Here is an 11,148-nt window from a genome sequence, read left to right as displayed (position 1 = left end):
TAATGGGATGTACCGGCTGCTTCACCCAGCAGGTTAGGCTGTGCCTATTTCTGCCAGTTGGAGGAGTAGCATGGAAAAGAAAACATTCGATCAGCTGATGTCCATCGGGATCGACATCGGCAAGGATAGGTTCCACCTCGTCGGGTTTGACTGCGATGGCCAATTGGTGTTGCGCAAGCAGATCAAGCGATCGGCACTCGTCGCGACATTCGAGAAGTTGCCGCGATGCATCGTCGGGATGGAAGCCTGCCTGAGCGCTCATTTCGTCAGTCGAACCCTGCGTCAGCTTGGTTTTGAGCCGCGCATCATCCCCGCGATCTACGTGAAGCCTTTCATCAAGGGGCAGAAGAACGACTACAATGATGCCGAGGCGATCGCGGAGGCGGCGCTGCGCCCGAACCTGCCGATCGTGCCTGAGAAGAACCAGGACCAGCTCGACCTGCAAGCCCTGCATCGGGTGCGGTCCCGCTTGGTGTCGCGCCGGACCGCGACCATCAACCAGATCCGCGCCTTCCTGATTGAACAAGGGATCACGGTGCGCAAAGGGCTTCGGGCTTTGAAGAACTCCTTCGAGGTGATCCTCGAGGAACGCAAAGACGAGATCTCGCCGCGCATGCGGGCCATCCTGATTGGCCTGTATGGCGATTGGCTCTGGTTGGACGATCGGATCGAAACCGTTTCGAAGGAGATTGAACAGATCAGTCGGACCGAGGAGAATTGCGTCAACGTCATGACCATTCCCGGTATCGGACCAATGATCTCGACGGCCATGGTTGCGGCGATTGGCACGGGAGAGGCATTCGGGCGCGGACGGGATTTCGCCGCATGGATCGGCCTGGTTCCCAGACAATACAGCACCGGCGGACGAACGGTGCTCGGCCGCATTTCCAAACGCGGCAGTCGATACCTGAGGATGCTGTTCGTTCAGGCTGCCAAGGTCATCCTCATGCGGGCCAATCGATGGCAGGATTTCAGCTTTGGTGATTGGCTGATCCGGGCATCGGAAAGAATGAACAGGAACAAGCTGGCCGTGGCGCTGGCAAACAAACTGGCACGCATGGCCTGGAGCATCCTGAGACACAGAACCGCGTTTGACGCACCACGAGACGAGGTCGCTGTCGGCATCTGAGCCGAGACGGCCCAAAGGAGTTCGCGACAGATCGAAAGCATGGAACGGAACAATTACGCCCCCAGAATCTGACGGCCCATTCGGTCCTTGTGGACCTTTCCGCTAATTAGATCACGGCGCGTGCGTAACCCCAACAAGGCCACGACCCGCGTGTCGATCAACAGGCCGAATACATATGAGCGACTTCCAAGATCATGCCAGAAAATCATTTGCGAACAGCAGCCGGTACATACAAAGGGCCGGAAGCGACGCCGCGCGGGGCGATCAGGCGCTTGCCCCTGCCGCGCAGCGAAGGTCCAGAACGAGCCCAAACTGACCGCGTCGACATTGTTTGAGTTCGTTGTTGCAGCATCGGCAGGCCAGTCACAACAGGCCCTGTACAGACATCGGCCGCTTTCGCTAGCCATACCCTCTTCCATCTCGCCGCGTTCGGTGCGTCAGTGCTTCGGACGCAAAGTCCATCGGGGATGTGGAGCTGTGGTACTGTCGCGAGGCCAAGGAAGAGTATCGCCAAGCAACCGAGAATTCGTTGGCACAGAACCTGTAAAAAAATCAGGTGTACGAATAGCGTTTTGACGCAGGTAAACAGGTCAAAATGACTATACTCCAAGACCATGCCCGAATTCCGTAACAAAGTCTTCCGGTTTCACCTCATCAGTTTCCTTCGCTCACGTCCGCATTCTGGTGATTGTCATCAGCGCGAACATCCACCGTAACGTCAAGGTCGCGGAAATCAGAGTTCGTGCCTCTGAAACTGCCTGAAACCGGTGAAATTTGATGAATATTCCGCGCAACGGCGACGGACACAAGATTTGCGGACCCGAAAGACCTATTCGTTGGATCGAAAGGGATCCATCCCGCTCCCGGGACAAAAACCTCCACCCAAGCATGGGTTGCGCCCGCCTCTGTTGTTCCGACCCTGTTTTCGAAGGGATCGAAGAGGTAACCTGAGACAAGCCGCGCTCCGAACTCCAAAGTCCGGACGGCTTCGGCAAAAAGTACGGCGAAGTCACGGCAGGTGCCCCAGCCGCGGTCCAGCGTCTCGAGCGGGCCCTGTGTGCCTTCGGTTTCGCGTCCCTGATAGGCGATCTGCGTGGTGACCGCGTTGCTGACGTCCTTCAGAAGGGCCAGCGTGTCAGTCGGCCTCGTCGCGACGATAGACCCAACCCAGCTTCGCAGACGCTTTCCGCTATCTTCGTACTGCGGCAGTATGAGCGCGCCGAGGTCAGTGCTTTCGTCGGGCGAATAGGCGAAAGGATAGGATGCTGCGGAAGCCGAGATGGGAAAGACCGGCCAGACGGGGGCGCGCAGATCAACGCGGGACTGAGATATGATTTCCAGTTCCTGCGCCCGGGACTGGAAGCTGGCCAACGCCACGACATTGCCGGCCACGTCATGCGACCAGTCGATGACCGCCGCAGGCCGAATATCGAGTTTGAATGAGAGAAGCCGCAGGTCGGGTGTCTCGCGGGGGCGCAGCATCATCCGGTGTGGCGCCAAATCCACCGGGTTATGAAAGCGATAGCGTGTCCTGTGGGTGATGCACAGACGGGTCATGGCGACATCACGACGTCCGGGCACCGCGCTGGCGTCCGGTTGAGCCGCGATCCGGGACGGAACTCCGCCATGCACTCGACCCTTTGCAGCGAGGGCAGATCCGGTGTCCGAACCCTTCGCTCGGAAAGGTCTTGCGGCAAGACAGGCACAAGCGTTCCGCTGCCACGTCCGCTTTGGCAGGCGCGATCACATCGTCCAGGGATGTGGGGCCCCCTTCCGTCACGTGTCGTTTCCTCTTCGCGCCGAAGCCTGTGCAGTGGCGGCCTTCCGAGCAGGATGTTCGCCTGCAAGGCTCATTCACCGATACCAGGCCGGGGGGTGCCCGGTCGCGGCCCCGGTTCGGGAATGTCCCTCTTCTGCGCTGCCACGACCGATGTATCAGGTCGGACACGCCCATGTGCGCCGGTCAGCGGTCGTATCCCGTAGAGTGTCCTGATCTCGTGTTCCGACACACCATCCGCCAGCATGACAAGACGGGTCATCGGGTCGGCCAACATCCGTTCGACGAAGATTGCAGTCGGTTCCCTGTCCGGATGCAGGCCTTTGATGCCATCGCTTCTGGTTCCGGGCAGGATCCGACCGACGCTGCGTCCTGCGAGGTTTGATTGCCGCAGGGCGGGAAGAACCTTGGCGGCTTCCTCATGCTGTTTGCAGGGAGCAGGTCGGCCGCCGAAAGCCTCATCCTGTGAGCCAAGGCTGACAGGCAGGCACTCGCCTGACAGGCGCGGAAGAGTTGTCATCTCGTTTAGATGGGTCATTTGAAAATTCCTTGGAAATGTTGAATGGAAACGGTCAGTCGGCATGCGGCTGAAACGTTCTATGTGGCCCTGAAGGTCAGGTATCGGTGGTGCCGGGCTTTCCGCCGTGAACCTCCTGAGTCCACACTTCAAACCCGGACAGGGTTCCTGGCCCAAAGATCTGCGTCAGTGGCACGTCGGCGGCGTCTCTGCCGCGCGCCACGAGAATACGCCCGGTGCGCCGCTTGTTGTTTCGAGGATCGAACACCCACCATTGGCCGCCCAGATAGACCTCCATCCATGCAGCGAAATCGTCTTCGGCATGGGGCAGTGGTTCGCCGATCTCGCTCAGGTAGCCTGTGCAGTACCGGGCCGGGATGTTCATGCAGCGACACAGCGCGATGCCGAGATGGGTGAAATCGCGGCAGACCCCGAAACCTCCGGCCAATGTCTGCGCCGCGGTACGGGTTGCGTCGGCTTTCATGTAGTCGAACGTTATGGTGTCATGCACATAGTCGCAGATTGCCTGTACCCGCGCCCAACCCTGGTCTGTCTTTCCGAACAGCTCCCAGGCGCGCTCGGACAACAAGTCCGTATCGCAGTAGCGGCTGCCCAGCAGGTAGACGAGCGTATCGAAGGGTAACTCCTCCACGGCATGTTGCCGTGCATCCGGGCAATGGGGGTCTGGATGACCTGCATCGCGGAAAATCCCGTCGGTCGTCAGGGTGAATTCGCCAGCAGGAGCCACCATGCGCGTACACCAGTTGCCGAAGCCGTCACGGTAGCTTTCGAGCGGAACGCTGGGCTGAGTCACGAGGTAATCCGCGCGCTCGAGATCGCCGAACCGCGAATAATGCACATTCAGCAACGCGATCAATGGGGTCGGCTGGGTCAGGGTGTGGGTGATGCGGCATCCGATATTCATGCGCAGCGCCGACGTGCCGTCAGCCATCGACGAGAGGCGGGTGTCCTTGTTCACGGACGATCCTTTCAGTACCTCGCAAGAGGTCGTTGCAGTTGTTCGATCAAGGGCGAGGCAGCAAGGGTCTGCCTGACAGCCATCCCACCAGGCACGTCCATGCGGGCTCGGCAGATGTCTGAGGATAAGGTCGTTCTACGGAAACGCGCAGCCCGATGAGAGTTCCGGTCCTAGGATAGCGATTGCCGGACAATCGGCAGGGTCCGCTCTTTTCTCAAACCATCAAAATTTGGGATATCCGCGTAGTTCTTGGACTACATATGGGAAGTCTCGCCTAAATTACAACGGCGCTGTCTGAAAAGGTCGAGGACATATGGTCGTCTTGTGTCTCCGATCATCGTATCCGGGCGCACGGCATTATCTTCGGGGAACAGTTTCGCCTTGCCTCGACCACGGGTTCAGCCCGCAATATTCGTCACGGACTGTGGAACTGGGCTGAACGATGTTTGGCCTGCCCCGTCAGCTTCACTCGAAAAATGTCACCGATGTGAATGAAAACGGAACGCCTGGGCCCGCTGAGCCGTTCGCCTTAGTATCGTAGGGCGCGCGAGTGCGGCCTGCGTTGCAGAACTCCTGTAGCATTGGAACCTCCGCATGATCGACAAGAGCCTGACGATCCTCGTTGTCGAGGACGAGCCGATAATTCGCATGGATCTGGCGCTCGGTCTTGCGGATCTGGGATACAATGTTCTGGAAGCGGGAGATGCGGCAACGGCACTGCGCGTCATGGACGGCAGCGATGCGGTCGACATGCTTGTCACCGATATCGACATGCCCGGCGAAATGAACGGTATCTCCCTCGCATCAGAAGTGCGGCGGCGGTCTGACAATTGCCGTATCATCATCATGTCGGGTGGCACGCCTCCCGCACCTCATGCCATGCCGCCCCACAGTCCGTTTCTTGCAAAACCCCTCGCAGCCAAGGACATCGTTGCGGCGCTTGTTCGGATACCGTGATTTCAGGAAAGCTTGGCTGGCATATGGAGGGTGAAGGTCGTGCCTGTCTCCGCAGAAGACGAAACATCGATCCGTCCTCCGTGCGCCAATGCGATCTGCGAAGCGATATAAAGGCCAAGCCCAAGACCCTGAAGGCTTTTCTGCTTGCTCTCATTGCGCGAGAACGGCTGAAACAATGACGCTTGTACCTCCGGCGGGATCGGCATGCCCTGGTTCGTGACGCTGGCAACCAGCTCACCGTCGCGCTCTGCGATGTCGACCGTAATTGGTTGATTGGGGGCGCCGTGGGCCACGGCATTGCCCAGAAGGTTTGACAAAAGCTGACCAAGCCGCTGCGGATCGGCGACCAGAGCGCGCGGCAGGTCGATCGAAGGCAGGACCGGCTGACCGGCAACCTGTTCGATCTCGTTGATCACGTCGAGGAACACCGGCTCAAGATCGATCGGCACGGGCGCATTCACTTCGATCCCGGCGCCAAGGCGGCCACGGGCGAAATCCATCAGGTTGGTTATGATCTGGCTGGCCCGCGTCAGCGCCCGCTGCATCTCGAGCACCAGCATCGCCCGGCGTTCCGGAGAAAGCTCACGACTCTCGACCATCCGTAAACCGGATGCGACCGCGGCGATCGGATTGCGCAGGTCGTGCCCGACGATGGCGATGAACTCTTCCCGCAACCGTGCGGTGTTGCGTTCGGTCTGAAGGCTTGCGCGACCCTCTGAGACCTCTTGCCGACCCTTGGCAAGCTCGTCCTGGCGGTCGAGCTCGCGAGCAATCGACCTGGCAAAGATTGTAAAGAGCAGTTGCGCCTGCTTTCCGATCTCTCGCGGTTCGGGGTCGATGGCACAGAGGGTGCCCCAGATACTGCCATCGTTTCTGATGATCGGAACCGAGATGTAGCTCTTGAAACCGTATTGCCGGGGCGTGGGATGATCGCGATAGACCTCGCTGTCATCCACATTCGGGATCGTGATGATGTTGCGGCAGGCCCTTACCTCGCGACAGATGGTCGATGCGACATCAAGCTCGTCGCCGGGCGTCAGGCCGAAGTTCACATGGTCGCGGGACGCGCAGGTCAGCCAGCGGTCTTCGGTCACGCGGGCGACAGCAACAAACCCCATGCCGGCTGCCGTGCCGCAGGCATCGAGGATCATGGAAATATCGGAGACTAGATCGACCTGCCGGATGCTTTCTTGGAGGGGATCAATATTGGGTAACATGCGTCTGGCCAAAAGTGCGTTTCCAGCGCAAGGTACTTGACGTGATACCGAACTTCCATTGGTAAATGCGCGTCTCCGAATGCCCGGCGGGTCTCAGGACGCGCGGTCGGGAACGAACCCGGCAGACAATGCCGCAGCGACAAAGGCGCGTCGTGCTTCCTTCACCGGGCTCATACAGTCCATGGCAGAGTCGGTCTTTTCCAAGGCGGCCTGACGCGCATCGTCCGCGATCGGCCAGTTGCGGCGCAGCCAGTGACGCGCCTTTTCGATCGTACTGAAGCGTTCCGCGACACCATTGTGCGCCGAGTAAAGGGTGATCGGGGCACCCAATTGTATTTCAAACATTCTTTGTCCTTGTCTGTTAACGCGATCCCGGCGCAGCCTGCCCCGCAGGGCAGTCCGCAACGCTCTTCAAAAGTGGAGGAGATCGCCTGTTCGGCGCGACGTGGGTCGTGCCAGGTCCCGCATCGGGGATACAGTCGGCTCCGAAAGCTCGGAACCAACCCTGTTATGCAGCTCCGGGATCCGGAGGCAGAGACGTCGCGCGGCTCAGCTTGCCGCGTCGTCCGGTTCGATTGCTGACGTCGTGGTCGGCTTCGACGTTGCCGCTTGCGGCTTCATTGCGCCAAACTTGCGATTGTTGGGACGTTTCTTCGCAGGAGTGCTGAGGAACTCCTTGAGATCGAGTTGCTTTTTCGGCTGGGAATAGCCCATGACCTTCTCCTTGTGTTGTTTTGTTTACGATGAACCACACGAATTCATTCGGAGAAGTTCGCGCGGGCAGGAACGTGGAAAGCGGCGGCGTGGGGCCGGGGATCAGGCGTCTTCGCCCTTGTCGCGAGCCTCGCGGGCAGCCTTCAGGCGAGCTGTTTTTTCGCGCCGGACCAGAGCCTCGTCATCCAGCAAGCGTTTTGCGCTTGCGGTCGTCTTGTCTATCGCAGTCACCGGCTCAGCGGCTTTTGCAGCCGAAGCGGAAACCGTGGGAGCCAAGAGCCGCCCACCGTTTCCCTCTTGAGCAGGAACACCTTTAGCAGGTCTTCCAGCTTCGTCTTCACGCAAGTGCCAGGTTGTTGGCGGATTCGCGACCGTCACGACCGTTCTCTACGTCGAAGGTGACAGCCTGACCGTCTTCAATCCGGCTGATCCCGGCGCGTTCGACGGCAGAGATGTGCAGGAAAATATCTTTGCTGCCATGTTCAGGCTGAATGAAGCCGAAGCCTTTGGTGCTGTTGAACCATTTCACGGTGCCATTGGCCATATCCGTGGTCTCCTTGATAAACGCTGCCCACATAATCGCGGCAGCCCGGCGTAGTCGATCCAAGCCGATCAACCGAAACCAAGCCACTGGCGGCGGAATAACGAAGAGAAGAAACCTAGGCTTTTTGTAAATGGTGTTCGCCTGACAGATTTTCAACGGCCTACGTGCGATATTAGCTTGTCACTGAGCCGGGACCACAGGTCGGGAGCGCCCAGATCTGCTGTTGGTTGCGCTTCGGTCCAACGTCGGCGACTTTGCCGGAAGCGCGAGAGGTACGGGGCGCCGCGAGCCGCATCCACTTCCTGCGCATCGCCGACCTTCATCCGTAAAGATGCCGCTCCTTCAGCGAACGGCACAAAGGTCCCGCCCAGCCGACCTTCAGCCTCCGAAAATGCTGCGCGATGGACGAATGGCCGGTATGGGGAAGCCGCACCGCCGCGATCGGCCAGGGACTGAACGGCAGGTTGGGGCCGGGAAGCACATTTTCTCGTCCAGCGTGCTCCTATCTTTTTGGCCAACTATCGCACGACGGGAATACGATATCGTGCCCGAAGCGTAGATTTGCGGCATCTGCCAAGGCTCGAAGACCCGCGACTACTTGATTTTCGCTCACGTTCGTGCTGATCCACCAGCCTGTTTCTGTCCGCTGTGTCTCGGTAACAAGGTGTGGTGACCGGAAGTGAATATCTTCACGGTTCTTGGCCACATACCGGCGCGCGCGAGTTTTCTGCTCCGCAAGTTGCTCGATGGCTGCCGGATCAAGGTTATGGAACAGATCAACGCATTTTCCGAACAGGTCGGGCAATGTCGCGCCTCTGACCGTTTGCCCCAGGACAAATGCGACGAGTTCCGTGTCGTGCGGGATGGGTGCCGATCGCTTCGCTCGAGCAGGCGTTGCGTCGAGTTCTTCCGGCTCTTGATCGGTTTCCATTTCCGCGATTCGAGGCGCGTTGACTGCATTCCGCAGCGCATCGACGACCCGCCCATCAAGCAGATGGGTCAAGGCCAGGAGGCCATGGACGAAAGGCAGTGGAAGTTGAATGGTCACGAGATCATCACTCTGGTCAGTTGCCTGCATTTTTTCCTCCTTTACGGCGCCTGTCATTGGCCTTGCGATTTTCACCATGGTGGAGCGTGATCACCGACTCTCCTTGGACAATCGCGATGCTCTGCGAGAGCCGTTCGATCTGGCGAATACGGGCCTTGAGCCTTTGGATTTCATCCTGTGCGGCACGACGCGGAATGCGATAGCCGTCATGGCCGCAGGGTTCACCCAATGCGACAAGGACATCGATGTCGGCTTTTCTGAAGCCGCGCTGCTGCCTGCGAATTTCGGCGTGGTTCGTCATCTTGAGATCAAGCATCATCGCCTCCGCCGTCGGTACCGAGGTTGAAATCGAGATCGAGTGAAGCCAGAAAGGCTTCACGCTCGTCGAAGGCTTCGCGCGTTTCCACCCTGCAATGTTCATGCAGATACGCGATGCGCTCGCCTGCCGGGAGCTTCATAACATCCTGCGGCTTGACGTCCCCCCTCAACAACACCATGCGCCCCAAGGGATCACCTTGGCACATGTCGTCGATCATATCGCTGAAGAGGTCGCTGCAAGGTGAACCGAGCGAGTATTTATAAATATCCGGCGCAAGCTCCTTGAGTTTCTGGCCAAGGAAGTCATCGAACAGATCGCCGGAACCCTCGTGGTTTTCGTCCCATTCGTAGTCGAGGAAGCTGGAACCGGAAAGGTCGCGTGCTTCGATCGCGGCACGCTCGGACGCCAAGGCCTCAATGATCTGCCCTTGGCCGTGCGAGGTCGCCGCCAGATGCTTGAGGCCCGTAGGAAAGTCGTCGAGTTGTGCCTGCATTTCGGCAACCTGTCGGCGGCGATCGGAGAGCTGAAGTTCGGCAACGACCGTGAACAGGGCCGCAGACATCTGCAGGATCGTCGTTGCCTCGACGTTGTACCTGAGTGCGGTCAACTTAAGGATCATCCGATCCTCTTCCGTCATGGGAAAGGCGACACGCGACCACTCCGCGGGCATGGTGTTCGTGCATTCCGTCGTGGAAACGGGCCGCTGCAGGTGTTCGAGCGTGCATCCGAACGCACGTTTATAGATCCGTGCCGTATTTTGGTTGACCTGGATCTGATCCGTCAGTTTCAGGTGTTGTCCAAGTCGTTTGCGGTCAAATCCATGTTTCTCTGCGAAGTGGGATTGTTTCATTCCGAGCTTGTCGAACTCGAACTTCAGGCGGCTTCCGAGAATGTGAGGCATTTTTCGTCTCCGATCAGGTATGCCTCAAATTGCGCGACTAAAGTGCGGCAAGTAAAGGGATGCCTGAAAGGAGCGCCTCATGCTTTGCTGGATTTATTCTTCAGTCATGCGGCCTGCCCCACGGATATGCCCGTGGAAATGGGGTGTATCTCGTGAGCCAACCGGGTGCGGATCTTCAGGTGCCACATCAGTGAGGCATCTGATCAATTTGGATTGGCGGGATCGGAGCATCACCTGGACGCCAGCAGGTCATGGACGGTAGGCCTTGCCTGTCGCCATGCGCGGCTTTTCCCAAGCACTCGGCGTGTTTCTCTTTGTCCACGCCGGACCTTCATCCCTCGAAAATGCTGCGCGATGGGCTAACAGCCGGTTTGGGGAAGCTGCGCCGCAGCGGCGCCCAACCTGACGAATGGCCGCTTTGGGCCGGAAGCGACGCCGCGCGGGGCGATCAGGCGCTTGCCCCTGCCGCGCAGCGAAGGTCCAGAACGAGCCCATTTTACCGAATGCTGCGCCTTGCATGAATGTCGGCAAACGGAGCCTGCTAGTTCGGGACTACTCGCCGCTCTTAAGAAGGATTGCTCCAACACTCGCTATCCCGATGACAGAAATTAGTGCGCTGGCATCGCTCAGGTTAGTGAGGTCCGAGATCGTTCCATAGACGATTGTACCCAGAGCCGTCGAACCCAGACCGACCATTACCCAAAGCCCCATGACGCGTCCATGAAAGCCATCAGGAATCGACAATTGAATCTTTGATTGGTTGGCTACGCCGACGATGGACGCTGCGCAGCCCAAGGTTCCCGCACATGCCAATCCCAGCAACCAATTCTCGGTTTGCGAGGCTCTGTTGCACAAATCCTGTGAGGGATTCATGTCGTGAATCCAGCGTGGTAGCTGGACGACATGAGCAGACCCACACCCCCGACCTACAAGACCAGGAACTGGCCAGCCTATAATGAAGCGCTCAAGCGTCGAGGCTCGCTGACAATCTGGTTCGATCCCGAGATGATCTGGGATGCTGCGCCGACCGGCAAACGCGGCCGACA

14 protein-coding genes are annotated in these 11,148 nt (G+C 58.8%); 2 read left to right on the top strand and 12 right to left on the bottom strand.

Annotated features, from left to right (window positions below; genetic code table 11):
* The first annotated feature begins 70 nt into the window (after positions 1-70).
* The gene (locus tag ACP16H_RS26265) at positions 71-1,129 is read left to right on the top strand and encodes an IS110 family transposase (protein WP_425072468.1); all 1,059 of its coding nucleotides are present in this window, start codon (positions 71-73) and stop codon (positions 1,127-1,129) included.
* Positions 1,130-1,783: 654 nt separating this feature from the next.
* Here ACP16H_RS26265 and ACP16H_RS26260 read toward each other — a convergent pair.
* The 3 genes from ACP16H_RS26260 to ACP16H_RS26250 all read right to left on the bottom strand — a co-directional run bounded on the left by ACP16H_RS26260 (position 1,784) and on the right by ACP16H_RS26250 (position 4,354).
* Positions 1,784-2,686: a transglutaminase family protein gene (locus ACP16H_RS26260; RefSeq protein WP_425075095.1), complete on the bottom strand. Its 903-nt coding sequence runs from the start codon at positions 2,684-2,686 to the stop codon at positions 1,784-1,786.
* A gap of 293 nt (positions 2,687-2,979) precedes the next feature.
* Complete coding sequence (locus tag ACP16H_RS26255) at positions 2,980-3,444, bottom strand: hypothetical protein (protein ID WP_425075094.1); 465 nt, start codon at positions 3,442-3,444, stop codon at positions 2,980-2,982.
* Between the two features lie 76 nt (positions 3,445-3,520).
* Positions 3,521-4,354 (bottom strand): transglutaminase-like domain-containing protein, encoded by an 834-nt coding sequence (locus ACP16H_RS26250; RefSeq protein WP_425075096.1) that lies wholly within the window; start codon positions 4,352-4,354, stop codon positions 3,521-3,523.
* A gap of 642 nt (positions 4,355-4,996) precedes the next feature.
* Here ACP16H_RS26250 and ACP16H_RS26245 point away from each other — a divergent pair.
* Entirely contained in the window at positions 4,997-5,359 is a 363-nt protein-coding gene (locus tag ACP16H_RS26245; protein ID WP_425075093.1) for a response regulator, read from the top strand.
* A 2-nt stretch (positions 5,360-5,361) separates the two neighbouring features.
* Here the strand turns inward: ACP16H_RS26245 and ACP16H_RS26240 are convergent, their stop codons facing one another.
* The 9 genes from ACP16H_RS26240 to ACP16H_RS26200 form a co-directional block, all read right to left on the bottom strand.
* Complete coding sequence (locus ACP16H_RS26240) at positions 5,362-6,510, bottom strand: GAF domain-containing sensor histidine kinase (RefSeq protein ID WP_425075092.1); 1,149 nt, start codon at positions 6,508-6,510, stop codon at positions 5,362-5,364.
* Positions 6,511-6,669: 159 nt separating this feature from the next.
* The gene (locus tag ACP16H_RS26235) at positions 6,670-6,921 is read right to left on the bottom strand and encodes a DUF982 domain-containing protein (protein ID WP_425075091.1); all 252 of its coding nucleotides are present in this window, start codon (positions 6,919-6,921) and stop codon (positions 6,670-6,672) included.
* Positions 6,922-7,125: 204 nt separating this feature from the next.
* Positions 7,126-7,290 carry a hypothetical protein gene (locus ACP16H_RS26230; RefSeq protein WP_425075090.1) on the bottom strand — a complete coding sequence of 55 codons (165 nt, stop codon included), beginning with the start codon at positions 7,288-7,290 and terminating at the stop codon, positions 7,126-7,128.
* Between the two features lie 102 nt (positions 7,291-7,392).
* Complete coding sequence (locus ACP16H_RS26225) at positions 7,393-7,566, bottom strand: hypothetical protein (RefSeq protein WP_425075089.1); 174 nt, start codon at positions 7,564-7,566, stop codon at positions 7,393-7,395.
* A 61-nt stretch (positions 7,567-7,627) separates the two neighbouring features.
* Positions 7,628-7,834: a cold-shock protein gene (locus ACP16H_RS26220; RefSeq protein ID WP_425075088.1), complete on the bottom strand. Its 207-nt coding sequence runs from the start codon at positions 7,832-7,834 to the stop codon at positions 7,628-7,630.
* A 502-nt stretch (positions 7,835-8,336) separates the two neighbouring features.
* Positions 8,337-8,912, bottom strand: coding sequence for a hypothetical protein (locus ACP16H_RS26215; RefSeq protein ID WP_425075087.1), 576 nt, complete (start codon positions 8,910-8,912; stop codon positions 8,337-8,339).
* Positions 8,899-9,198, bottom strand: coding sequence for a hypothetical protein (locus ACP16H_RS26210; RefSeq protein WP_425075086.1), 300 nt, complete (start codon positions 9,196-9,198; stop codon positions 8,899-8,901). The genes ACP16H_RS26215 and ACP16H_RS26210 overlap by 14 nt, the downstream gene beginning before the upstream one ends.
* Positions 9,191-10,102: a hypothetical protein gene (locus ACP16H_RS26205; protein WP_425075085.1), complete on the bottom strand. Its 912-nt coding sequence runs from the start codon at positions 10,100-10,102 to the stop codon at positions 9,191-9,193. Before ACP16H_RS26205 ends, ACP16H_RS26210 begins: the two co-directional genes overlap by 8 nt.
* A 552-nt stretch (positions 10,103-10,654) precedes the next feature.
* A complete protein-coding gene (locus tag ACP16H_RS26200; RefSeq protein ID WP_425075084.1) occupies positions 10,655-10,975 on the bottom strand; it encodes a hypothetical protein in 321 nt (106 codons plus the stop codon).
* Between the last annotated feature and the right edge of the window lie 173 nt (positions 10,976-11,148).

The sequence above is a fragment of the Sagittula sp. S175 genome, from assembly GCF_049800975.1.
In the GTDB taxonomy this organism is placed as follows: domain Bacteria; phylum Pseudomonadota; class Alphaproteobacteria; order Rhodobacterales; family Rhodobacteraceae; genus Sagittula.
The sequence above is the reverse complement of the archived record's forward strand: the minus strand, read 5'-3'. Positions and strand labels throughout refer to the sequence as shown.

Bases quoted from the DNA above. Each gene is read 5' to 3' on its own strand.
- ACP16H_RS26230 (WP_425075090.1), bottom strand. From the start codon at position 7,290: ATGGGCTATTCCCAGCCGAAAAAGCAACTCGATCTCAAGGAGTTCCTC.
- ACP16H_RS26200 (WP_425075084.1), bottom strand. From the start codon at position 10,975: ATGAATCCCTCACAGGATTTGTGCAACAGAGCCTCGCAAACCGAGAAT.
- ACP16H_RS26205 (WP_425075085.1), bottom strand. From the start codon at position 10,102: ATGCCTCACATTCTCGGAAGCCGCCTGAAGTTCGAGTTCGACAAGCTC.
- ACP16H_RS26235 (WP_425075091.1), bottom strand. From the start codon at position 6,921: ATGTTTGAAATACAATTGGGTGCCCCGATCACCCTTTACTCGGCGCAC.
- ACP16H_RS26220 (WP_425075088.1), bottom strand. From the start codon at position 7,834: ATGGCCAATGGCACCGTGAAATGGTTCAACAGCACCAAAGGCTTCGGC.
- ACP16H_RS26240 (WP_425075092.1), bottom strand. From the start codon at position 6,510: ATGATCCTCGATGCCTGCGGCACGGCAGCCGGCATGGGGTTTGTTGCT.
- ACP16H_RS26245 (WP_425075093.1), top strand. From the start codon at position 4,997: ATGATCGACAAGAGCCTGACGATCCTCGTTGTCGAGGACGAGCCGATA.
- ACP16H_RS26260 (WP_425075095.1), bottom strand. From the start codon at position 2,686: ATGACCCGTCTGTGCATCACCCACAGGACACGCTATCGCTTTCATAAC.
- ACP16H_RS26210 (WP_425075086.1), bottom strand. From the start codon at position 9,198: ATGCTTGATCTCAAGATGACGAACCACGCCGAAATTCGCAGGCAGCAG.
- ACP16H_RS26215 (WP_425075087.1), bottom strand. From the start codon at position 8,912: ATGCAGGCAACTGACCAGAGTGATGATCTCGTGACCATTCAACTTCCA.
- ACP16H_RS26255 (WP_425075094.1), bottom strand. From the start codon at position 3,444: ATGACCCATCTAAACGAGATGACAACTCTTCCGCGCCTGTCAGGCGAG.
- ACP16H_RS26265 (WP_425072468.1), top strand. From the start codon at position 71: ATGGAAAAGAAAACATTCGATCAGCTGATGTCCATCGGGATCGACATC.